We start from the raw sequence: 22,022 nt of genomic DNA, 5'->3' as shown, positions 1-22,022 counted from the left end.
CCATGGACCCGGAGCTGCGCGCCGCCATCGGCCGCATCGCCCGGGTACCGCAGCTCCTGATCGCCTGCGACTACGACGGCACCCTGGCGCCGATCGTCGAGGACCCGAGCAAGGCCGTGCCGCTGCCGGAGTCGGTGGCGGCCGTACGCGCCCTGGCCGCCCTGCCCCAGACCACCGTGGCGGTGGTCTCCGGACGGGCCCTGCGCGACCTCGCCGCGCTCTCCCGGCTGCCCAGCGAGGTCCACCTGGTCGGCAGCCACGGCTCCGAGTTCGACATCGGCTTCGTCGAGCGGCTCTCCCCCGAACTGATTGCGGTACGCACCCGGCTGCGCGACACCCTGCGCGAGATCGCCTCGGCCCACCCGGGCATCCGGCTGGAGCGCAAGCCGGCGAGCGTCGCGGTGCACACCCGCGGGGTCGCCCCCGAGGTCGCGGCGGCGGCCGTCGAGGCGGTCCGCAGCGGCCCCGCCACCTGGGACGGCGTCACGGTCACCCAGGGCAAGGAGGTCATCGAGCTGTCGGTCGTCGCCACGCACAAGGGCACGGCCGTCGACCAGCTGCGCACCCAGCTCTCCGCCAGCGCGGTGCTCTTCATCGGCGACGACGTCACCGACGAGAACGCCTTCGGCAACCTGCACGGGCCGGACGTCGGCATCAAGATCGGTCCCGGCGACACCAAGGCCGGCTACCGGGTCGCCGAGCCGATCGAGGCCGCCCGCGCCCTCGGCCTGCTGCTGGAGACCCGCCGGCACTGGCTCTTCGGCGAGCGGGCGGTGCCCATCGAGCGCCACTCGATGCTGGCCAACGGGCGCACGGTCGCCCTGCTCACCCCCGAGGCCAAGGTCACCTGGCTCTGCCACCCCAAGCCCGACTCGGCGGCGATCTTCGCCGACCTGGTCGGCGGCAGCCCGGCCGGGCACTTCAGCGTGGCGCCGGAGCGCGGGGGCATCCCGCTCGGCCAGCGCTACCGCTCCGGCACGATGACCGTCGAGACCCGCTGGTCGGGGCTGACCGTCACCGACTGGCTGGACAAGCCGGCCAAGGAGACCACGCCCGACGGCCCGGCCGTCGTGACCGGCGACTCGACCCTGGTGCGGGTGCTCACCGGCTCGGGCCGGGCCCGGCTGGAGTTCGCGCCCCGGCCCGAGTTCGGCCAGGTGGCCGTGCAGTTGCAGCCCGTCGGCGACGGCCTGCTGGTGCTCGGCTCCAACGAACCGGTCGCGCTCTACTCCCCCGGCGTCGAGTGGCAGGTCACCAACGACGGCGGCTACGAGACGGCCAAGGCGGTCGTCGACCTCTCCGCCGCCGGCGGGCAGGTCGTCCTGGAGCTGCGCTTCAGCACGCACAGCCTGGAACACCACCGGCTGCCGGTGCACGAGCGGCAGGCCCTCGCCGAGCAGCCGTGGAAGGACTGGGTCGCCACCCTGCGGCTGCCCAGCACCGCCCGCGACCTGGTGGTCCGCAGCGCGCTGACCCTGCGCGGCCTCTGCCACGAGGCCACCGGCTCCATCCTGGCCGCCGCGACCACCTCGCTGCCGGAGGAGCTGGGCGGCGTCCGCAACTGGGACTACCGCTACTGCTGGCTGCGGGACGCGGCGATGACCGCGCGGTCGCTGGTCGACCTGGGCTCGATCGAGGAGGCCGAGGCGCTGCTGCGCTGGGTCGACGGGTGCATCGAGCGCACCGGCGGGCACCCGGAGCGGCTGCACCCGCTCTACACGGTGGACGGCTACGAGTTGGGCGCCGAGGCGGTCATCGACACCCTGCCCGGCTACGCCGGCTCCCGGCCCGTCCGGGTCGGCAACCTCGCCAACCACCAGCTCCAGCTCGACGTGTTCGGCCCCATCGCGGACCTGATCGCGGCCGTGGCCGACGCCCGCGGCTCCGTACGCGAGGACGAGTGGCGGGTGCTCGACAACATGGTCGAGGCGGTCCGCCGCCGCTGGCACGAGCCCGACCACGGCATCTGGGAGGCCCGCCTCCCCCCGCGGCACCACATCTTCTCCAAGGTGATGTGCTGGATGACCGTCGACCGGGCGCTGCACGTCGTACGCCAGCACGGCGGCGAGGACCGGCCGGAGTGGGTGGAGCTGCGCGACCGCATCGGCGCCAACGTGCTGGAGTACGGCTGGCACGAGACCGTCGAGGCCTACAGCGTGGCGTACGGGGACGAGGACATGGACGCCTCGTCGCTGTGGATCGGGCTGTCCGGCCTGCTCCCCGGCGACGACCCGCGCTTCCTCTCCACGGTGCTGCGGATCGAGGCGGACCTGCGCAGCGGCCCGGTCGTCTACCGCTACCACTGGGACGACGGCCTGCCCGGGCGCGAGGGCGGCTTCCACATCTGCACGGCGTGGCTCATCGAGGCGTACCTGCGCACCGGGCGGCGTACCGACGCCGAGGAGCTGTTCGCGCAGATGGTGGACACCGCCGGCCCGACCGGCCTGCTGCCCGAGCAGTACGACCCGCTGGCCGAGCGCGGGCTGGGCAACCACCCGCAGGCCTACAGCCACCTGGGTCTGATCCGCTGCGCCCTGCTGCTGGACAACATGCTCAAGCAGTGACCTGACCAGCGAGAGCGGCGGCTGGAGACTCCCCCGAGTCTCCGGCCGCCGTCGTTCATTGCACGAGATCAGACCCCAACCCGGATGAATCCGGGCCCGTCTCACGAGCGACGCCACCGGGATTTCCGGGGAGCCCGCTCGCGGAGGGATCAAGCCTGACCGCCCGGAGCGAGCGGGCTCCCCGGAAATCCCTCAAGCCCAGCCCCGGCAAGCGCGTCGACCACATCCCCCAGCACCACCACCGCGGGCGGGCGCAGCCCGGCGGCGACCACGTCGGCGGCCACCGCGCCGAGCGTGGAGCGCAGCACCCGCTGCGCCCCGGTCGTCGCCTCCTGCACCACGGCGGCCGGCGTCTCCCCCGGCTTGCCGTGCGCGAGCAGCGTCGCGGTGATCGCCGCGAGGTTCTTCAGCCCCATCAGCACGACCAGCGTGCCGCGCAGCCCGGCCAGCGCGTCCCAGCGGACCAGGGAGGCCGGCGAGTCGGGCGCGACGTGCCCGGAGACGACCGTGAACTCGTGGGCCACCCCCCGGTGGGTGACCGGGATGCCCGCCACGGCCGGAGCCGCGATCGAGCTGGTCACGCCGGGCACCACGGTCACCGGCACGCCCGCCGCCGCGCAGGCCAGCAGTTCCTCGCCGCCCCGGCCGAAGACGTACGGGTCGCCGCCCTTGAGCCGGACCACGAACCTCCCCGCCAGGGCCCGGTCCACGAGGATCCGGTTGATCTCCTCCTGCGCGCGGGACGGACCGTACGGGATCTTGGAGGCGTCCACGAGCTCGACGTCGGCGCGCAGCTCGTCGAGGAGCAGGCCGGGCACGAGCCGGTCGGCCACCACCACGTCCGCCTCGGTGAGCAGCCGCCAGCCCTTGACGGTGATCAGTTCCGGGTCGCCCGGCCCGGCCCCCACCAGCGCGACCCGCCCGCCCTTCGGGGAAGGAGGGGTCCCTTCCCCTGCCGCGGGCATGCCCTGCCTGACGTCCAGCAGGGCGCGGACCGCGTCGCGGACGGCCATCGCCCGGCGCGGGTCGCCCCCGCCGAGCACCGCCACGGTCACCGGCCCGTGCCGCGTCACCGCCGGCGTCCAGGCGGTGGCGGCGGCGCGGTCGTCGGCGCGTACGCAGAAGATGCGGCGCTCGGCGGCGGCGGCGCTGATTGACGCGGCGGCGACCGGGTCGTCGACCGCGACCTGGACCAGCCACGCGCCGTCCAGGTCGTCGGGGGCGAACCGGCGCGGCGCCCAGTGCAGCCGACCGGCGTCGGCGTGCGCGCGCAGCGCGGGGGTCAGCTCCGGCGCGACGAGGAGGACCTGCGCGCCGGCGTCGAGCAGGGCCGGTACCCGCCGGGTGGCCACCGCTCCCCCGCCCACCACGACCACCCGTCGGCCGGCGAGCCGCAGGCCGAGCGGGTACGGGTTGCCACTCACGCCGCCACCCCGCGCCGCGTCCCGGCAGCGGTCCGCGCCGCCACGTCACCGGGCCGGCGGGTTGGTCCACTCACTTCTCCGCCACCCCCGCCGAGTCGAAGGTGGCGACCTCGTGCAGCACCCGGACCGCCCCGGTGACCACCGGCAGCGCGAGCAGCGCGCCGGTGCCCTCGCCCAGGCGCAGCCCGAGGTCGATCAGCGGCTCCAGGCCCAGCCGGCGCAGCGCGACGGTGGCGCCCGGCTCGGCGGAGCGGTGCCCGGCCACCATGGCGGCCACGGCGTGCGGCGCGAGGGCCGCCGCGGCGAGCGCCGCGGAGACCGCGATCACCCCGTCCAGCAGCACCGGCGTCCGGCGGGCGGCGGCGCCCAGGACCAGCCCGGCCAGCGCGGCGTGCTCCAGGCCGCCGACGGCCGCCAGCACGCCCAGCGGATCGGCGGGGTCGGGGGCGTGCCGGCGCAGCGCGGCCCGCACGACGGCCACCTTGCGGGCGTACGTCGGGTCGTCGACCCCGGTGCCCCGGCCGGTCGTCTGCGCCGGGTCGATGCCGGTGAACGCGGCGATCAGGGCGGCGGCCGGGGTGGTGTTGCCGATGCCCATGTCGCCGGTGAGCAGGATGCCCGCACCGGCGTCGACCAGTTCGTCGGCCACCCGGATGCCGGTCTCGACGGCCGCGCGGGCCTCGTCGCGGGTCAGCGCGGCGGTCACCGCCAGGTCCCGGGTGCCGGGGCGGACGTTCGCCGCCACCAGCCGGGGCGCCGCCCCGGTGGCCGGGGCGCCGGCGGCCTCCGTGCCCGCCGGTCCGACGGCGGCCGGAGCATCGGCGACCGGGAGCGGGGTGGCCACGCCGACGTCGACCACGGTGACCGAGGCACCGGCCTGCCGGGCGAACGCGTTGACCACCGCGCCGCCGGCCAGGAAGTTGCCGATCATCTGCGCGGTGACCTCCTGCGGCCAGGGCGTCACCCCCTGGGCGTGCACGCCGTGGTCACCGGCGAAGATCGCGACGGCGGCCGGCTCGGGCAGCGGCGGCGGGCAGTGCCCCGCCAGGCCGGCGAGGCGTACGGAGAGTTCCTCCAGGGCACCGAGCGAGCCGGCGGGCTTGGTGAGCCGCCCCTGCAACTCGCGGGCGGCGGCCATCGCCGACTCGTCCGGCGGTCGGATCGCCGCGATCGTGGTCTCCAGCATCATGCCTCCAGGATCTCCGCCAGTACCTCGGTGAACGCGTCGGTGGTGGCCGGGTCACGCACGGCGACGCGCAGCCAGTCCGGGCCGAGACCGGGGAACGTGTCGCCCCGGCGCACCGCCCAGCCGCGCCGCCGCAGGGCGAGCCGCACGTCGGCGGCCCCGGGCAGCCGCACCAGCACGAACGCGCTGGCGGGGCGGCCGGCGACGCGTACGCCGGGCAGGGCGGACAGGCGGGCGACCAGGTGGTCGCGGTCGGCGGCGAGCCGGGCGGCGATGGCGCGCTCGGCCTCGACCGCGACGGGCGTGGCGCAGGCCGACGCGGCGGCCAGGGCCGGGGTCGAGACGGCCCAGAGCGGCTGTGCGGCGGCCAGCCGCTCCAGCAGCGCGGGCTCGCCGAGCAGGTAGCCGATCCGCAGGCCGGCCAGCCCCCAGGTCTTGGTGAGGCTGCGGACCACCAGCAGGCCGGGCAGGTCCCGCCGGGCGGCCAGCGACTCCGGTTCGCCGGTCACGCCGGGGGTCGCGGTGGTGTCGGCGAACGCCTCGTCGACCACCAGCACCCGGCCCGGTCGGGCCAGGGCGGCCAGGTCGGCGGCGGGGTGCAGCACCGACGTCGGGTTGGTCGGGTTGCCGATCATCACGAGGTCGGCGTCGGCGGGCACCCGGGCCGGGTCGAGCCGGAAGTCGTCGTCCGCGTCGAGCAGCACCCGCTCCACCTGGTGCCCGGCGGCCCGCAGCGCCGCCTCGGGCTCGGTGAACTGCGGGTGCACCACCACCGGTCGGCGTACGCCGGTCAGCGCCCGGGCGAGCAGCACGAATCCCTCGGCCGCGCCGGCGGTCAGCAGCACCTCGGCCGGCGGGCGGCCGTGCCGGGCCGCGACGGCGGCCCGCGCCGGCCCCGGATCGGGGTACGCGGCGAGGTCGCCGAGCGCGGCCGTGATCGGATCGGCCAGCCAGTCCGGCATCGGGTCGCGCCGCACGTTGACCGCGAGGTCGACCAGTCCCGGCCCCACCTCGGCGTCACCGTGGTGGCCGAGGTCGGGCCCGAGCCCGGGTCCGGAGTCGGCTCCCGCCTCGGCTTCGGCCGCGGCCTCGGCTTCGGCTTCGGCTACCGCTTCGGATCCGGGGTCGGATCCCGCCTCGGCGTCGGCTTCGGCGTCGGGAAGGGTCTGGGTCGGCTGACCACGCATGTCCGCGATCCTGCCGGGAAGGTCGCGCCCGGGACAGCCGATCCCGGCGTGGGCCGCATCACCACACGGGCGTTTATGAATATTTCTCAGGTACGAATCGGAAATGTCATAACTTGAGCGTGTGAGCAACCGACCCCTTGCTGCCGCTGGTCGTCTCGTTCCTCTCCTCCGCGCCGGACTGATCGCCGGAATCGTGGTCGCCGCCGTGGCGTACCCGGTGGCCGCCGCCACCGGTCTCGGCGCCAAGGTCACGGCGCACGCCATGGAACACAAGACCAAGATCCTCACCACCGCGCTGCCGGCCGAGACGTCGTACGTCTACGCGCCGGACGGCAAGACGGTGCTGACGATGTTCTACGAGGAGTACCGGCAGTACACGAAGCTGGCCGACATCTCGCCGAACATGCAGCAGGCCATCGTCGCCGCCGAGGACAACCGCTTCTACCAGCACCGGGGCGTCGACCCGAAGGGCGTCGCCCGCGCCTTCGTGGCGAACGCCCGCTCCAGCGGCGTCTCCCAGGGCGCCTCGACCCTCACCATGCAGTACGTGCGGATGGCGCTGCGGGACAGCGCGCGGACACCGAAGGAGGTGCAGGAGGCCACCCAGCAGACCAGCCTGCGCAAGGTCAAGGAGATGCGGATGGCGATGGACCTGGAGAAGGAGCTGAGCAAGGACCAGATCCTGGAGCGCTACCTCAACTCCGCGTACTTCGGGCACCGCGCGTACGGCATCTACGCGGCCAGCGAGATCTTCTTCTCCAAGGCCCCCAAGGACCTCAGCCCCGTCGAGGCGGCCACCCTCGCCGGCCTGGTCAAGTCCCCCTCCGAGTACGACCCGGCGAGTTCCGACCAGAAGGACGCCACCGGCCGGCGCAACTACGTGCTGGACCGGATGGCCCAGCTCGGCTACCTCTCGCCGGACGCCGTCGCGCAGGTGAAGACCGAGCCGATCCGGCTGAAGCTGAGCTACCCGCCGAACGACTGCGCCTCGGTGCCGGAGAAGTGGAACAGCTGGGGCTTCGCCTGCGACTACCTGAAGAACTGGTGGAGCGCGCAGCCCGCGTTCGGCGAGAACCGGCTGGAGCGGATGGACAAGCTGCGCCGGGGCGGCTACCGGATCGTGCTGAGCCTGGACCCGAAGATCCAGGAGGCGGCGGAGAGGAACGTCGGCAGCAAGGAGAGCACCGGCAGCCCGTTCGCCAACGGCATCGTGGTCTCCGAGCCGGGCACCGGGCGGGTCAAGGCGATGGCGGTCAACCGGACGTACTCGCTGGACCTGAGCGAGAACGGGCAGAGCTCCAACCCCGAGGCCGGCCCGAACGTCAAGGCGAACTACCCGAACACCGTGGCGCCCCTGCTCGGCGGCGGCGACCTGCCCGGCTACCAGGCCGGCTCGACGTTCAAGATGTTCCCGATGCTGGCCGCCCTGAACGCGGGCCTGCCCCTGTCCACCTCGTTCAACGCCCCGTACCGGTACCGCTCCGAGGTCTACGACGGCTGGTCGCCGTCCAACGCCAGCGGCGCGATGAGCGGCAACCAGACCATGTGGTCCGGCTTCGGCAAGTCCGTGAACACGTACTTCGTGTGGCTGGAGGAGCAGATCGGCGCGGACAAGGCGGTCCGCCTCGCCGAGCAGCTCGGGCTGCGCTGGCGTACCGACGTCGACCGGGAGCACGCCTCCCCGGCGAAGGCGAACAAGTGGGGCGCGTTCACCCTCGGCGTCTCCGACGCCACACCGCTGGAGATGGCCAACGCGTACGCCGCCATCGCCGCGGACGGCCGCTACTGCGAGGCGATCCCGGTGCAGGCGATCTACGACCGGGACGGCAGGCCGACCACCTGGAAGACCGCCTCCGGGATCGAACGCGAGGTCGCCAAGCCCCGCTGCCGACAGGTGGTGAACGCCGACGCCGCCCGCGCCGCCACCGACGCCGCGCGCTGCCCGACCGGCGACACCCCGGCCCGTGGCGGCTGCGGCGGCTGGTCGACCGCGGACAGCGTGCGGGGCACCGTCGGCCGCCCGGTCGCGGGCAAGACGGGCACCACCGACAGCACCCGGTCCGCCTGGTTCGTCGGCTACACCCCGGAGCTGGCGGCGGCGAGCTTCATCTCCGACCCGGACAACCCGTTCAACGCCGTCGGCGACGGCCAGTCACAGATCCCGATCAGCGCGGTGGCGGAGACCCTGCGCGACGCCCTCAAGGGCCAGCCCACCCGCCAGTTCACCCCGCCCTCGGACCGCATCGTCGGCTGACCCCGGCCGTGCCGGGTCGGACGGCAGCCCTCGTCGGCCGCGGGTGGTCAGGGCCGGATGGCGGACGGCGTCAGCGCAGGTCGGCGTGGACGAGGGACCAGACCTCCAGGTCCACCCGGCCGCCCCGGACGAAGCCGGCGTTGCGCAGCAGCCCCTCGTAGCTGAAGCCGGCCTTCTCGGCGACCCGACGGGAGGCCAGGTTGCCGGGGGCGACCCGCAGCTCGACGCGCTGGAAGCCGTGTTCGAGGATCAGCGCGATGGCGAGCGCGTCCACCGCCTCGACCGCCAGGCCGAACCCCCGGGCGTGCGCCGCCATCGCGTACGAGACCTCGGTGCACCGGGCGCCCCAGTCGGTGCGCCGGGTCCACAGGCAGCCCACCACCCGGTCGTCCTCCCGGCGTACCACCGCGTAGTGGTCGCCGTCGCCGCTGTCGCGCCGCTGCCGGGCCAGGTCGGTGCACCAGGCGAGCCCGTCGATCTGACCGGAGCGGTCGGCCAGCGGCAGCCACCGCTGGGTCTGCCGGTCGCCGAAGACCTCGTCGGCCGCCGCCGCGTCGGCCCCGGTCAGCGCGCGTACCTCGGTGCGGGGCGTGGAGACCGTCAGCGCCGGGAAGCGACGGACCGCCACCTGACCGATCATGCGGGCACCCCGTCGGGCCGGACGGTCGCGGGATCGGCCGCCGCCGCGTCCACGAGGCGGGCCGCCAGCTGCGGGTACGCCGCCCAGTGCAGGGTCAGCTGCGAGGCGTGCACGCCCCGCCAGACGAAGCCCTCGGGCGCCCCGCCCTCCCAGCTCCACGCCGGCCGGGCCCCGGCGCGCGGGGTCAGCACGCCGTGGTGCTCCTTGTGCCCGGCCACCACCGTGCCCGCCGGCCCCACGAGGCTGCCCGTGAGCGCGGTCGCCTCCCGGTAGCCCACCACCAGGCCCTCGCGGCGCGTCCCCACCGCGTCGAGGACGCCGCACATCGGCAGCCCGTCCAGCTCCCGGGCCAGCCAGAGCAGCCCCGTCCCCTCGGCGACGACGGGCCGCCCGGTGCGGGCCAGCTCGGCGACCGCGATGCAGAGCCGGCGGTTGGCGGAAAGCTGCCCGGCGTACGACTCGGGCAGTGCGCCGCCGACGACCAGCCCACCGGTGCCGGCGGGCAGCGCCTCGTCGTGCAGCGGGTCGACCGTCACCACCTCCGCGCCGGCCGCCCGGAGCAGCTCGACGGTCTCGGCGTGGCTGTAGCTGCCGCCCGGCGCCCCGGCGACCGCGACGACGGGACGCGGCCCGGTGATCTCCCGCCCGGCCTCCGGCACCCAGGGCGGGGCGGGCAACGGTGGGACGGAACGGGCCAGGCCCAGCAGCCGGTCCAGCTCGACGGTGGCGGCGACCGCCTCGCCGAGCCGGCGGACCGCGCGGGTGGCCTCGTCGGTGCCGGCGAGCGCGGGCACCGCCCCGTACCGGCGCGGGGGCAGCACGGACGGCAGGTCCTGCCGGCGCAGCGCGCCGTAGACCGGCACGCCGATGTCGTCGAGCGCCTCGCGGAGCAGTTCCTCGTGCCGGGCGGACGCCACCCGGTTGAGGATCACGCCGCCGAGCCAGAGCTGCTCGTCGTACGACCGGAAGCCGTGCACCAGGGCGGCCACCGACTGCCCCGTCGCGGCGACGTCGACCACCAGCACGACCGGGCTGCGCAGCCCGATGGCCACGGCGGCCGTCGACTCGCTCTCGGGGCGGCCGGTGAGGCTGTCGTACAGGCCCATGCTGCCCTGCACCACGGCGAGCCCGGCCCCGGCCGCGCCGTGGCCGAACAGCGGGGCGATCCGGTCGGCGCCGACCAGCCGGGGATCGAGGTTCCTGCCGGGGCGACCGGCGGCCAGCCCGAGGTACGCGGTGTCGACGCGGTCGGCTCCGACCTTGAATCCGGCGACGTCGACGCCCCGCCCGGCGAACGCGGCGAGCAGCCCGATCGCCACCGCGTTCTTGCCGTGGCCGGAGGACGGCGCGCTGAGCACCAGGCGCGGCACGACGGTCATCATCGACTCCCTGCGGGGCGGCGGGGGGACCTGCGGCGGGCCGAGCGCGCGGTCCGCCCGCGTGACGATAGCCCAACGGGCCGACGGGTGGCCGCCGCCGAGCGGCCCGAGCGGGCGGTGTCGGGGCCACCAGCCTGCGGCCCGGCCGGCGGACCGGGACACCGCCCGGTGGGCGCGTCGGCACCGCGTCCGGGCGCGGAAGGGGGCTGTCGCAGCGAGTGCCTCCCGTCACAGGGGTAGCCTCGTGGCGTGTACCGGTTCCTGCTGACGCCGCGCTGGCTGGGCATCTTCGCGCTGACCCTGGTCGCCGCGGCGGTGATGGTGATGCTCGGCAACTGGCAGCTGGACCGCTACCACGGCCGCACGGAGATCAACGAGCGGATCGACGCCGGCCTGCGGATGGACCCGGTGCCGCTGCGGGACGTGCTGCCCGCCCCGGGCGGCGGCAGCGGCACGGCGGGCCCCGCCCCCGCCGCCGAGAAGGCCTGGACCAGGGTCACCGTGACCGGCCGCTACGACCCGGCGAACGTGGTCCTGGTCCGGGGACGCTCGGTTGACCGCACGGTCGGCTTCGAGGTGGTCACTCCGCTCGTGCTGGCCGACGGCACGGCCGTGCTGGTGGACCGGGGTTGGATCCCGCCGGCCCGGGGCGGCGACGCGACCGTCCAGCCCGACGTGCCGCCCGCCCCACCCGGCGAGGTCACCGTGACGGGGCGGGTACACCTGAGCGAGAGCGGCTCCGTCGCCGTGACCCGGCGGGACGGCAAGCTGGAGACCCGGCGGATCGGCGTGCCCCGGCTGGCGAGCGAGCTGCCGTATCCGGTGCACGGGGCGTACCTGCTGTTGGACGAGCAGACCCCGGCGGCCGACCCGGTCTTCAAGGACGTGCCGGTCGGATACACCAACAACTGGCAGAACTTCGGCTACGTCGTGCAGTGGTGGATCTTCGCGGCGATGACCCTCTTCGGCTACGGCTGGGTGGCCCGCCGGGAGGCCCGCCGGCTGGCGGGGGTGGGGCCGAAGCAGCCCGTCGACCGGGCCGCCGAGCCCGCGCCACAGGGCGCCGCCTGACCGTCCCGCGAACCGCCGTCGGCAGGCCCCGCCCGACCGCTCAGTCGGCGACGCGGCCGGCGTGGATGGCGCGTACGGCGTCGATGGTGTCGGCCTCCGCCGCCGTCTTGTCGTCGCGGTAGCGCAGCACCCGGGCGAAGCGCAGCGCCATCCCACCCGGATAGCGGGTGCTGGTCTGCACCCCGTCGAACGCGATCTCGACCACCTGCTCGGGGCGCACCCGCACCTCCCAGTCGCCGTGCTCGACGGCGAGGCCGAGGAAGCGCTCGGTCTGCCAGCGCAGCATCTCGTCGGTGAGGCCCTTGAACGTCTTGCCGAGCATGACGAAGTCGCCCGTGCGGGGGTCGCGGGCGCCGAGGTGCAGGTTGGACAGCCAGCCCTGGCGCCGGCCGCTGCCCCACTCCACCGCGATCACCACCAGGTCGAGGGTGTGCCGGGGCTTCACCTTCACCCAGGCGGCGCCCCGCCGGCCGGCGTCGTAGGGGGCGTCGGGCGCCTTCACGACGACCCCCTCCTGGCCCGCGTCGACGGCGGCGGCGAACGCCTCGCCGGCCCGCTCGGGGCTGTCGACCTCCATCCGGCCGACCAGCAGCGAGGCGTCGACGGCGGCGTCGAGCGCGGCCCAGCGCTCCCGGCCGGGCCGGTCGACCAGGTCGTCTCCGTCGAGGTGCAGCAGGTCGAAGAAGTACGGCGTCAGCACCGTCTCACCGGCGGCCGCGGCGGCCCGCCCGGCCGGGGACGCCGTGGCGCGCCGCGCCGCCCGGCTCGACGTCTGCTGGAAGGGCAGGGGCCGGCCCGTCTGGTCGAGCCCGATCGCCTCCCCGTCGAGCACCAGCTCGCGCGCGGGCAGCGCGCGCACGGCGGCGACCACCTCCGGCAGGCGGGCGGTGATGTCGTCTAGGCTGCGGCTGAACACGGCGATGTCGTCGCCGGAGCGGTGGACCTGGATCCGGATGCCGTCGAGCTTCACGTCGACCACGGCGGGGGTGCCGGTGGCGGCGAGGGCCTCGTCGACCGAGGGCGCGCTCTGGGCCAGCATCGGCGCGAGCGGGCGGCCGACCTGGAGGCCGAACGCGGCCAGCGCCGCCGCGCCCCCGTCGAGCGCGGCGACCGCGACCGCGCGCAGGTCGCCCGCAAGCAGCAGCGCCCGGCGTACGGCGGAGACCGGCACCTCAGCGGCCCGCGCCACGGCGTCGGCGAGCAGCCCCGCCTGCGCGCCCTGGCGCAGCTCACCGCTGAACAGGCCGGTCAGTAGCCGCTGCTCCTCGGCCGTGGCGGCGGAGTAGAGGGCGCCCAGCAGCGTCCGGCGGCGGGCCTGCGAACCCGGCCCGTGCACGGCGGCGATCTCGTCGATGGCGGCGTCGACGGCGGCCACGGTCAGGGTCGGCTCTGCGGCGGGCGGCGGCAGGTCACGCAGGCTCGCCCAGCCCACGCCGGTCTGCCGCTGGCGCAGCTCGCCGGCCAGCCAGCCGGCGCCCGCCGGCACCTCGGACGGGTCGAGCGCCCGCAACGCGGTGGCGAGCAGCTCCACCTTGGCCCGCCGGGCCCGGGTGGCGCCGACGGCTGCGGAGGTGGCTGCCAGGTCGAGGAACCGCACGGTCTCCATCCTGCCAGCCACTCCCGACACCACCCCGGACATTGCCGTGCCCGGGCGCCGGAAAACCCTGGTGGTCAGGGCTGGCGGGTCAGGCCGAGACGGGCTCCTCGATGCGCAGCCCGCGGGCGCGGATCTCCTCGGCGACCCGGGAGAGGGCCGTGTCGAGCGCGACCAGCACGGCGGACAGATCGCCGAGCTGCTCCTTGAGCGTGTCCTCGGGCCAGGCGGAGACGTCGACGTCCCCCAGTGCGCTGACGGCGGCCTCGAGCCGACCCATCACCTCATTCGTACGCATGTTCGAAAGGCTATAACAACGCCGCGTCCGACACACCGCAAACTCCCCCATTGACCAGGAAGTTACGGTTCCGTCACCGCACGGCGTCGACGCCCGCCTCGGCGACGTTCCTGAGCAGCAGCGCCTCGGCCAGGCAGACCCGGGCGAACTCCCCGAGGTGCAGGCTCTCGTTCGGGCCGTGCGCCCGGGCGTGCGGGTCCTCCACGCCGGTCACCAGGATCGCCGCACCCGGGAACATCTCCTGGAAGGTGGCGATGAACGGGATCGAACCGCCGATGCCGAGGTCCACCGGCTCGGTGCCGTCCCAGGCGGTCCGGAACGCCGACCTGGCCGCGTCGAACATCGGCCCCGACGCGTCGATGACGCACGGGTCACCGTCGTGTTCGAAGACGACGTTGACCTGCGCGCCCCACGGGGCGTGCTTGTCGAGGTGGGCGCAGAGGGCCGCGTACGCCCGCTTCGGGTCGTCGCCCGGCGCCAGCCGTACGCTCAGCTTGGCCCTGGCCGCCGGCACCAGCGCGTTCGGCGCCACGGCGGTGGCCGGGGCGTCGATGCCGAGCACCGCCAGGGAGGGCTTGGTCCAGAGCCGGTCGGTGATCTGCCCGGTGCCGATCAGGCTGACGCCCTCGGCCACCCCGGCCTCGGCGCGGAACCGCTCCTCCGGGTAGTCGACGCTCGCGCCCTCCCGGGTGAGCAGCCCCTCGACGGCGACGTCCCCGGCCTCGGTGTGCAGGCTGGCCAGCAACCGCGCCAGGGCGGTCAGCGCGTCCGGCACGGGTCCGCCGTACACGCCGCTGTGCACGGGGTGGTCGAGGGTGCGTACCTCGACGAAGCAGTTGACGATGCCGCGCAGGCAGGTCGTCAGCGCCGGTACGCCGATGTCCCAGTTGGTGGAGTCGGCGATCACGATGACGTCCGAGGCGATCTCGTCGCGGTGCTCGGCGAGCAGCCGCTCCAGCGAGTCGGAGCCGTACTCCTCCTCGCCCTCGATGAAGAGCACCACGCCGACCGGCAGCGCGTCACCGTACGCGCGCAGCGCCGCCACGTGCGCCATGATGCCGGCCTTGTCGTCGGCGGCGCCCCGGCCGTAGAGCCGGCCGTCCCGCTCCACCGGCTCGAACGGGTCCGACTCCCACAGCGTCAGGTCGCCGACCGGCTGGACGTCGTGGTGGGCGTAGAGCAGCACCGTCGGCGCACCGGGCGGGGCCGCCCTCTTGCCGATGACCGCCGGCTGGCCACCCGAGCGCACGATCTCGACGTCGAGACCGCAGCCGCGCAGCAGCTCGGCCACGGCCTCGGCGGAGCGCTCCACGTGCGAGTGGTCGAAGCCCTCGAACGCGATGCCGGGGATGCGGACGAGGTGCTCCAGGTCGGCGCGTACCCCGGGCAACTCCCGCTCGACGGCGGCCCGGACCTCGGACTCGGACATGATCGGTGTGGTCATGACCGGCATCGTATGCCGGCCTTACCGACCCCACCGCCCGAGCCCGTCGCCGGCACGCTCGGTGACGCTCAGCGGCGACGCACGTAGTAGCGCTCGGCGTCGTGCGGCAGGCCCGGGGCGCCGTCGACCACCAGGTCCGCCCGCGCCTCGGTGCCGTCGGCGGCGAAGTGCGCCCGCTCCCCGAGGTGCCAGCGGCGCAGCTCCGGCAGGATGCCCGGGCCGTCGCGCTCCAGGGCCCGGGCCAGCCGCAACGGCCCCGGGGCGGTGACGAAGACGGCCAGGCTGAGCTCCGCGGCGACGGCCGCCCGCGCCGCGCTCACCCCCTCCACGACGAGCACGGGCGCGACCGGGACCGGCACCGGGCGCGGCAGGAAGGCCCGCCGGACCCAGCTGTACCGGCGGTACGCCCCCGGCCGCCCGGCGCGCAGCGGCCCGAGCACCCACTCCTCCAGCCGGGGCCAGAAGGTGAGCTGGTCGTCCCAGCCGTCGAGCAGGTCGTCGGTGTGCACCACCGGCACCGGGCCGCCGCCGGGCCGGGCGGCGAGGGCGTCCGCGAGCCGCGCCGCGAACGCGCTCTTGCCCGCGCCGCTCGGCCCGTCCACCGCCACCAGCCGGGTCCGTCCCAACCGCGCCGGCCCGGCGAGCACCCGCCGGGCCAGCCGGTCGTACGCCTCGACCACCGCCACCACCACGGGCCGACGGTAACCAGGCGGCGTCCCCGGCCACCGCCCCGGGCCGGAGTCGGCGGCGGACGTTTCCGATCGGGGGTCGCCCGAACGAGCGGTCGTCGGGTGGGCCCGGGGCGTTCGTCGGGCACGGCCCGGCACCGGACGCGATGATCTGCTGGTGTCCCACAGCGTGATGAGTCCGGGCGTAGACGCCCTCCTGGAACAGGCCCGCGTCGGGGTACGCCGGCTGACGCCGCAGCAGACCGTCGAGGCGGTCCGTACCGGGGCGTTGCTGGTCGACACCCGCACCGACGTGCAGCGACGGGAGCAGGGCGACCTGCCCGGCGCCATCGTGATCGACCGGACCGTGCTGGAGTGGCGGCTCGACCCGGCCAGCGCGTGGCGGATCCCCGAGGCCACGGGGTACGACCAACGGATCGTGGTGGTGTGCCGCCAGGGCTACAGCTCCAGCCTCGCCGTGGCGAGCCTGCGGGCGCTCGGCCTGCACCGTGCGACCGACATGATCGGTGGCGTGCAGGCCTGGCGCGAGGCGGGGCTGCCCATGTCCGACCGCCCCGCCGACGTCCGCCTCTGACCCGTCCCGCTCCCGCCGACCGACCTGCGCTGGCCGCTCCCGGCCCCCGGTCGGGCGTGGTAGCGCGGCGACTCAAGGGTGGGCCGTGGCGGGTGACCGGTTCAGGGATGCTCCGGGGCGCCCGGTGGGATGAACGGAAGGGTGGCCGGCGGGCCGGACTCGACGAGGCGCCAGAGCGCGTCGGTGTCGAGGTGCTCCTCGACCAGGTCGCCGAGCAGGTCCAGGGTGCGCTCGCGGGCCGCGGCGAACGCGGTGTCGGGGGCCACCGTGAAGCCGGTCCGGCCGGCGAGCCGGGCCGCCTCGGTCAGGAACCGGCGGCGGAACTCGTCGGACTCGAAGGCGCCGTGCCAGTGGGTGCCGTGCACGGCACCGGCCACGGCTCCCTCGCCGCTGCCGTCCGCGCAGGTCAGCAACGGGGTCAGCGCCGGGTCGGCGTGGGAGACGTACCCGTGGTGAATCTCGTAGCCGCGGACCGGGACGCCGCCGTCGGCGGCGCCGGTCGACTGGCGGACGGTCTTGCGCGGGTCGAAGGTGACCTCGATCGGCAGCAGGCCCAGCCCCGCCACGCTCCCCTGCCGGCTCTCCACCGGGTCGTGGATCGCCCGGGCCAGCATCTGGAAGCCGCCGCAGATGCCGAGCAGCGGCTTGCCCGCCGAGGCGTGCGCCAGGACGGCGTCGGCCAGGCCGGTCTGCCGCAGCCAGGCCAGGTCGGCCACGGTCGACTTCGAGCCGGGCAGTACGACCAGGTCGGCGGCGGCCAACTCGGCGGGCTCGACGGTCAGCCGGACCCGTACGCCCGGCTCGGTGGCGAGCGCCTCGACGTCGGTGGCGTTGCTGATCCGGGGCAGCCGGACCACGGCCACGTCCAGCCAGTCGGTGCCGCGTGGGGCGGCCGGTCGACCGAGCACCCGGCCGTACGCGAGCGAGTCCTCCGCGTCGAGCCAGAGGTCGAGCGCCCAGGGCAGCACCCCGTACGTCGGGCGGCCGGTGACCTGGCGCAGCATGTCCAGCCCCGGCCGCAGGAGCCCGGGGTCGCCCCGGAACTTGTTGATCACGAAGCCGGCGATCAGCGCCTGGTCGGCCGGGTCGAGCAGGGCGAGCGTGCCGAACATCGAGGCGAAGACCCCGCCCCGGTCGATGTCGCCGACCACGATCGTGGGCAGGTTCGCGTGCCGGGCCAGCCCCATGTTCACGTAGTCGCCGGCCCGCAGGTTGATCTCCGCCGGGCTGCCGGCCCCCTCACAGATCACGACGTCGTACGCGGCCCGCAACTCGGCGAGCGCCGCGTACGCGGTCCCGGCGAGCCGGGGACGCAGCTCGCGGAAGTTGCCCGCCGTGACCGTGTCGACCGCCTCGCCGAGCAGCACCACCTGGCTGGCCAGGTCGCTGCCGGGCTTGAGCAGCACCGGATTGAACCGCAGGTCGGGGGCGAGGCCGCAGGCGGCGGCCTGCATCGCCTGCGCCCGCCCGATCTCGCCGCCCCGGCCGTCGAGGCCGACGACGACGGCGGAGTTGTTGGACATGTTCTGCGCCTTGAACGGCGCCACCTTCACACCCCGGCGGTGCAGCCAGCGGCAGATGCCGGCGGTGAGGACGCTCTTGCCGGCGTCGGAGGTGGTGCCGGCGACCAGCAGGCCACCGCTCACCGGCCGTTTCCCCGCCCCGCCCCGGCCGCGACCGCTGGGTGCACCGCCCGGCGACCGAGGGCGCTCGCCCGCACCGCCCGGCGACCGAAGGCGCTCGCGTTGATCGCCCGGCGGCCGAGGGTGCTCGCCAGCCGGCCGAGGGTCAGCGGGTACGCGGCGGCCAGCCCGAGCGCGGCCAGCCCGACCGCGCCCGAGATGCGGGCGGCCCGCTTCAGGTGCCGTGCCTCGGGTCGGGGACCGTCGCCGAGGAACGGGCGCACCTCGGAGCGCCCGAAGTAGACGTTGCGCCCGCCCAGCCGTACGCCGAGGGCGCCGGCCATGGCCGCCTCGCACTGCCCGGCGTTCGGGCTGGGATGGTCGTTGCGGTCCCGGCGCCACACGTGCAGCGCCCGTTCCCGGTCGCCGTGGGCCACCGGCGCGACCGCGACGGTGAGCAGGCCCGTCAGCCGGGCGGGCACCAGGTTGAGCAGGTCGTCGAGGCGGGCGGCGGGGGTGCCGAACCGGGCGTACCGCGGCGAGCGGTGGCCCACCATCGCGTCGAGGGTGTTCGCCGCGCGGTACCCGAGCAGGCCGGGCAGCCCCGCGACGGCGCCCCACAGCAGCGGGGCGACGACCGCGTCCGAGGTGTTCTCGGCGACCGACTCCACGGTGGCGCGGGCCAACTCGGGCTCGTCGAGCAGGGACGGGTCCCGGCCGCAGAGGTGACCGAGCCGCTGCCGGGCGGCCGGGAGGTCGCCGGCGCGCAGCGCACGCCCCAGCACGTTGGCCTCGTGCCGCAGCGTGCGCCCGCCGAGCACCGTCCAGGTGCCGGCGGCGACCAGGGCCGCCCGGGCCACCGGCCGGCGGCGGGTGGCGAGCGTGGCGGCCACCCCGAGCAGCACCGGCGCGCCGACCGCCAGCGCCGTGAACGCCGCTCCGGCACGCCGGTTCGGGCGGTACGCCCGCCGTTCCAGGGCCCCTACGGCACGGCCGAAGCCGGCCACGGGGTGGTACCGGCGGGGGTCACCGAGGAGCGCGTCGAGGGCGTAGCCCGCGACCAGTCCCGCCACGTTCGCCACCGGCGTCACCTGCCGCACCCGACACCACCTCCGGCCGGCCAGCCTAACCGAGCGTCCACCCGTCCCGGCCGGGTGAGCGCCGCGCGCGGCCAGGACCGAGGCTCGCGCAGCGGCTGCCGCCGGGCGACACGCGGGGTGACGACGGATCCGCCAGCGCCACCCCGCCCCCGTCGTGTCGCCCGGGCGCGGGCGGTCACGCGGGCTGCGGCAACCGCCCCCGGCCACGGCGGCCACGGCCGGTCGGGGACACGCCCGCCTCGGACTCCTCGGAACCCTCGGCCGACGGGCCCGGCTCCCCCGCCGGCACGTCGCGCCGACCGTCCTGGGCGGCCGGCGCGTCCTCGGCCGGGTCGGTCGCCGGCGTCCCGCCGGACCGCGGCTCCGGACCGTCGGGCTCCTCACCGTGGGGCTCGTCCGCCGGGTCGTCGAAGGGGTCGAGCGAGCCGTCGAGGGCGGTGTCGGCCGGCTGGCCGCGTCCGGCGGCGAACGCGCCGAAGTCGGGCTCGAAGTCGTCGTCGAGCGGCCGGCGGTCCGGCAGGACGGGGGCCTCCTCGTCGGGCACCGGCTCGGTCGCCTCACCGTGCACCCGGTGCTCGGCCTCCGCGTCCTCGACGGTGCTGGTCGTCATCGTCGGCCGGTTGCGCTGGAACCGGCTGCGGCCCCGGGACAGGTCGTGGCCGACGGCGACCGCCTCCAACTCGTAGAGGGAGCGGTGGTTGCCGGCGTCGTCGGTCCAGTCGCGGGTGTAGAGCCGGCCGCAGACCACCACCGGGTCGCCGACCATCACCGAGGCGGCCACCCCCTCGGCGAGCTTGCGCCAGCAGTTGACGCGTACGCGCAGGCTGTTGCCGTCGACCCAGCGCCCGCTGTCGCGGTCGAGCCGGCGGGCGGTCGAGGCGACCTTGAAGTTGGCCACCAGGGTGCTGCTCTGGGTGGTACGACGCCACTCCGGCGCGGTCAGCACGTTGCCAACCACGGTGACGTAGGTGTCGAACATCGTCCCTCCAGGGGGAGATCGGGCTTGCCATCGCGAGTCGACTCGGTGCCGAGCCTGTGCCCTCGGGGGCGGGCGCCGCCATCGGTGCGCGCCGGCCTGTGGACAACCGGACCGGCTGTGGACAAGACCCTGATCAAGGTCCCGGTGTGCTAAGGCGTGCGTCGATGTCCCTGGTCGGCCTGCGACAGGGCCAGCTCGACCGAGGACTTCGGCACACGTCTTAGGGCCGGGTGGCCCTGGGGAGCCGGCACGATCGGCTCGACGATGGTGGTGCCGGCGGCGCCCGCGGCGCCGGCGGCGGGCGGGGCCACGGGTCACGTTCCGGACGGGGTACGGCGGGGTATGGATTCGATCAACCGCACCGCCGACAGCACGACGAACGAGAGGTCAGCGATCATGAAGATGACCAGCACCGCAGCCGCCATCGTCTCCGGCGAGGTGCGGCGATGAGCGCCGTCACCAACCCGGCCACCGTGGCGGAGTGCCTGCGGGTCGGCGCGGGGTTCTCGCAGGGTGACCGGAACTGGATCGCGGAGCAGTTCGGCACGCTCGACTCCCGGCTGGCCGGGTTCCACGCCGACGCCACCGAGCTGGAGGTGTCGGTCAAGGACCGGGAGGCCAGGGGCCAGAAGGTCACCCTGGAGTGCTGGATCGCCGGCCGCCAGAAGATCGTGACCACCTCCACCGAGGAGGACCTGCACGCGGCCCTCAACGACGTCCGCGACGACCTGCGGCGGCGGCTCAACGACGCGAAGACCAGGCAGGAGCCGAGGCACAACAAGCACCTGCGCGACGTGCCCGCGCCGGCCGCCGAGGTCGAGCCCGACACCGACTCGGCCCGCGCCGAGTCCGAGACCGTCTGACGCGTACGCCAGGCTCCGTCCGCCGGGTGCGGGCGGGCGGGGCCGGGCGCACCCGGGGCTACCACCGGGTAGCTTCCCGGCGTACCGTCGCTGGGGTGGAACCGGACGTGCTGGGCCCGCCGTACGAGCGGCAGACGATCGACCTGGGCACCGACGACGAGGGACCGGTGGTCGCCACCCTGGTCCGTCGCCGGGCCGACCGCCCGACCAGGCGGGCCGTGCTCTACACGCACGGCTTCACCGACTACTTCTTCCAGGGCCACCTAGGCGACTTCTTCGCCGAGCGGGGATGGGACTTCTACGCCCTCGACCTGCGCAAGTACGGCCGCAGCCTGCTGCCCCACCAGACGCCGAACTTCTGCCGCGACCTGAGCGACTACTTCCCGGAGCTGGACGCCGCCGCGCGGATCATCCGCGAGGACGACGGGCACGACACGCTGCTCGCGATGGGCCACTCCACCGGCGGGCTGATCCTGCCGCTCTGGGCGCACGCCCGCCGCGACGCCGGGATCCTCGACGGCCTCTTCCTGAACAGCCCCTTCTTCGACATCAACGCCCCCTGGCTGGTACGCCGTCCCCTGGCCGCCGCCGTCGGTCGGCTGGGCCGACGCGCGCCGCGCCGGGTCCTGCCGTTCGGGCTCGGCACCGTGTACGGCCAGAGCCTGCACGCGGAACACCGGGGCGAGTGGAACTACGACCTGACCTGGAAGCCGCTCGCCGGGTTCCCCGTCCGGGCCGGCTGGCTGAACGCCATCCGCACCGCCCAGCGGCAGCTCCGCGCCGGCCTGGACATCCAGGTGCCGGTGCTGCTCGCCTGCTCGACGCGCTCGTTCAAGGGCACGAAGTGGCACGACTCGGCGGCCCTCGCCGACGCCGTCCTGGACGTCGAACACATGGTCCGCTGGGCGCCCCGCCTCGGCCGGCACGTCACCCTGGCCCGCTTCGACGGCGGGATGCACGACCTCACGCTCTCCGGTCCCGCCGTACGCGAAAAGGTCTTCCAGGAAGTCGGACGCTGGGCCGACGCGTTCTTCGACGCCGGGCCGACGGTCCGGACCGGGGAGCGGCCGCCGGCGAGCCGGCAGCCGGCGGACGAGGCCGACCCGGCGGAGGCCCCCGCCCACGGCGGCTGAGCGCCGCCCGCCCGCTCTGTT

At 75.4% G+C, this 22,022-nt stretch carries 17 protein-coding genes and 1 pseudogene; 6 read left to right on the top strand and 12 right to left on the bottom strand.

The window, feature by feature from the left end; translation table 11 throughout:
• Window positions 1-2 precede the first annotated feature (2 nt).
• Window positions 3-2,564 carry a trehalose-phosphatase gene (gene otsB / locus ACGFIR_RS20940; RefSeq protein WP_393146638.1) on the top strand — a complete coding sequence of 854 codons (2,562 nt, stop codon included), beginning with the start codon at window positions 3-5 and terminating at the stop codon, window positions 2,562-2,564.
• 149 nt (window positions 2,565-2,713) lie between these two features.
• Here the strand turns inward: otsB and cobA are convergent, their stop codons facing one another.
• The 3 genes from cobA to cobC form a co-directional block, all read right to left on the bottom strand.
• Entirely contained in the window at window positions 2,714-3,988 is a 1,275-nt protein-coding gene (cobA, locus tag ACGFIR_RS20935; RefSeq protein ID WP_393146554.1) for a uroporphyrinogen-III C-methyltransferase, read from the bottom strand.
• Window positions 3,989-4,058: 70 nt separating this feature from the next.
• Complete coding sequence (cobT, locus tag ACGFIR_RS20930; protein WP_393146636.1) at window positions 4,059-5,174, bottom strand: nicotinate-nucleotide--dimethylbenzimidazole phosphoribosyltransferase; 1,116 nt, start codon at window positions 5,172-5,174, stop codon at window positions 4,059-4,061.
• Window positions 5,174-6,361: an Rv2231c family pyridoxal phosphate-dependent protein CobC gene (gene cobC, locus ACGFIR_RS20925; RefSeq protein WP_392999240.1), complete on the bottom strand. Its 1,188-nt coding sequence runs from the start codon at window positions 6,359-6,361 to the stop codon at window positions 5,174-5,176. The genes cobT and cobC overlap by 1 nt, the downstream gene beginning before the upstream one ends.
• 121 nt (window positions 6,362-6,482) lie before the next feature.
• On the opposite strand from cobC, the gene ACGFIR_RS20920 reads away from it, so the two are divergent.
• Entirely contained in the window at window positions 6,483-8,615 is a 2,133-nt protein-coding gene (locus ACGFIR_RS20920; protein ID WP_392999238.1) for a transglycosylase domain-containing protein, read from the top strand.
• 70 nt (window positions 8,616-8,685) lie between these two features.
• On the opposite strand, the gene ACGFIR_RS20915 is transcribed toward ACGFIR_RS20920, so the two are convergent.
• Together ACGFIR_RS20915 and ACGFIR_RS20910 are read right to left on the bottom strand one after the other, a co-directional pair.
• On the bottom strand, window positions 8,686-9,255 hold the full coding sequence (locus ACGFIR_RS20915; protein WP_392999236.1) for a GNAT family N-acetyltransferase: 570 nt from the start codon (window positions 9,253-9,255) through the stop codon (window positions 8,686-8,688).
• The gene (locus ACGFIR_RS20910) at window positions 9,252-10,634 is read right to left on the bottom strand and encodes a cobyrinate a,c-diamide synthase (protein ID WP_392999234.1); all 1,383 of its coding nucleotides are present in this window, start codon (window positions 10,632-10,634) and stop codon (window positions 9,252-9,254) included. Before ACGFIR_RS20910 ends, ACGFIR_RS20915 begins: the two co-directional genes overlap by 4 nt.
• 249 nt (window positions 10,635-10,883) lie before the next feature.
• On the opposite strand from ACGFIR_RS20910, the gene ACGFIR_RS20905 reads away from it, so the two are divergent.
• Complete coding sequence (locus tag ACGFIR_RS20905; RefSeq protein WP_392999232.1) at window positions 10,884-11,705, top strand: SURF1 family protein; 822 nt, start codon at window positions 10,884-10,886, stop codon at window positions 11,703-11,705.
• A gap of 40 nt (window positions 11,706-11,745) precedes the next feature.
• Here ACGFIR_RS20905 and ACGFIR_RS20900 read toward each other — a convergent pair whose 3' ends face one another.
• The 4 genes and pseudogenes from ACGFIR_RS20900 to ACGFIR_RS20885 form a co-directional block, all read right to left on the bottom strand.
• On the bottom strand, window positions 11,746-13,311 hold the full coding sequence (locus ACGFIR_RS20900; protein WP_392999230.1) for an ATP-dependent DNA ligase: 1,566 nt from the start codon (window positions 13,309-13,311) through the stop codon (window positions 11,746-11,748).
• A gap of 79 nt (window positions 13,312-13,390) precedes the next feature.
• Window positions 13,391-13,597 (bottom strand): hypothetical protein, encoded by a 207-nt coding sequence (locus tag ACGFIR_RS20895; protein ID WP_392999228.1) that lies wholly within the window; start codon window positions 13,595-13,597, stop codon window positions 13,391-13,393.
• 73 nt (window positions 13,598-13,670) lie between these two features.
• Window positions 13,671-15,026, bottom strand: coding sequence for a dipeptidase (locus ACGFIR_RS20890; RefSeq protein WP_393146634.1), 1,356 nt, complete (start codon window positions 15,024-15,026; stop codon window positions 13,671-13,673).
• Window positions 15,016-15,733, bottom strand: a pseudogene (locus ACGFIR_RS20885) (uridine kinase); the annotation flags it as partial. The pseudogene ACGFIR_RS20885 and the gene ACGFIR_RS20890, both read right to left, overlap by 11 nt.
• 169 nt (window positions 15,734-15,902) lie before the next feature.
• On the opposite strand from ACGFIR_RS20885, the gene ACGFIR_RS20880 reads away from it, so the two are divergent.
• Entirely contained in the window at window positions 15,903-16,304 is a 402-nt protein-coding gene (locus ACGFIR_RS20880; protein ID WP_392999462.1) for a rhodanese-like domain-containing protein, read from the top strand.
• 101 nt (window positions 16,305-16,405) lie between these two features.
• On the opposite strand, the gene ACGFIR_RS20875 is transcribed toward ACGFIR_RS20880, so the two are convergent.
• The 3 genes from ACGFIR_RS20875 to ACGFIR_RS20865 form a co-directional block, all read right to left on the bottom strand.
• Window positions 16,406-17,950 (bottom strand): cobyric acid synthase, encoded by a 1,545-nt coding sequence (locus tag ACGFIR_RS20875; protein WP_393146552.1) that lies wholly within the window; start codon window positions 17,948-17,950, stop codon window positions 16,406-16,408.
• Window positions 17,947-19,026, bottom strand: coding sequence for a cobalamin biosynthesis protein (locus ACGFIR_RS20870; protein WP_393146550.1), 1,080 nt, complete (start codon window positions 19,024-19,026; stop codon window positions 17,947-17,949). Before ACGFIR_RS20870 ends, ACGFIR_RS20875 begins: the two co-directional genes overlap by 4 nt.
• 175 nt (window positions 19,027-19,201) lie before the next feature.
• Window positions 19,202-20,005, bottom strand: a complete 804-nt coding sequence (locus tag ACGFIR_RS20865) for a single-stranded DNA-binding protein (protein ID WP_393146548.1) — start codon at window positions 20,003-20,005, stop codon at window positions 19,202-19,204.
• A 446-nt stretch (window positions 20,006-20,451) separates the two neighbouring features.
• Here ACGFIR_RS20865 and ACGFIR_RS20860 point away from each other — a divergent pair, with 446 nt between their 5' ends.
• Together ACGFIR_RS20860 and ACGFIR_RS20855 are read left to right on the top strand one after the other, a co-directional pair.
• Complete coding sequence (locus ACGFIR_RS20860; protein WP_393146545.1) at window positions 20,452-20,868, top strand: HPF/RaiA family ribosome-associated protein; 417 nt, start codon at window positions 20,452-20,454, stop codon at window positions 20,866-20,868.
• A 95-nt stretch (window positions 20,869-20,963) separates the two neighbouring features.
• A complete protein-coding gene (locus tag ACGFIR_RS20855) occupies window positions 20,964-22,001 on the top strand; it encodes an alpha/beta hydrolase (protein ID WP_393146543.1) in 1,038 nt (345 codons plus the stop codon).
• Window positions 22,002-22,022 lie beyond the last annotated feature (21 nt).

The organism is Micromonospora sp. NPDC049051, from assembly GCF_043197575.1.
Lineage (GTDB): Bacteria > Actinomycetota > Actinomycetes > Mycobacteriales > Micromonosporaceae > Micromonospora.
Note: the sequence above shows the minus strand (reverse complement) of the source record. Positions and strands in the feature narration are given on the sequence as shown.

Bases quoted from the DNA above. Each gene is read 5' to 3' on its own strand.
- ACGFIR_RS20880 (WP_392999462.1), top strand. From the start codon at position 15,903: ATGAGTCCGGGCGTAGACGCCCTCCTGGAACAGGCCCGCGTCGGGGTA.
- ACGFIR_RS20910 (WP_392999234.1), bottom strand. From the start codon at position 10,634: ATGACCGTCGTGCCGCGCCTGGTGCTCAGCGCGCCGTCCTCCGGCCAC.
- ACGFIR_RS20890 (WP_393146634.1), bottom strand. From the start codon at position 15,026: ATGTCCGAGTCCGAGGTCCGGGCCGCCGTCGAGCGGGAGTTGCCCGGG.
- cobC (WP_392999240.1), bottom strand. From the start codon at position 6,361: ATGCGTGGTCAGCCGACCCAGACCCTTCCCGACGCCGAAGCCGACGCC.
- ACGFIR_RS20900 (WP_392999230.1), bottom strand. From the start codon at position 13,311: ATGGAGACCGTGCGGTTCCTCGACCTGGCAGCCACCTCCGCAGCCGTC.
- ACGFIR_RS20860 (WP_393146545.1), top strand. From the start codon at position 20,452: ATGAGCGCCGTCACCAACCCGGCCACCGTGGCGGAGTGCCTGCGGGTC.
- otsB (WP_393146638.1), top strand. From the start codon at position 3: ATGGACCCGGAGCTGCGCGCCGCCATCGGCCGCATCGCCCGGGTACCG.
- ACGFIR_RS20895 (WP_392999228.1), bottom strand. From the start codon at position 13,597: ATGCGTACGAATGAGGTGATGGGTCGGCTCGAGGCCGCCGTCAGCGCA.
- ACGFIR_RS20915 (WP_392999236.1), bottom strand. From the start codon at position 9,255: ATGATCGGTCAGGTGGCGGTCCGTCGCTTCCCGGCGCTGACGGTCTCC.
- ACGFIR_RS20865 (WP_393146548.1), bottom strand. From the start codon at position 20,005: ATGTTCGACACCTACGTCACCGTGGTTGGCAACGTGCTGACCGCGCCG.
- cobT (WP_393146636.1), bottom strand. From the start codon at position 5,174: ATGCTGGAGACCACGATCGCGGCGATCCGACCGCCGGACGAGTCGGCG.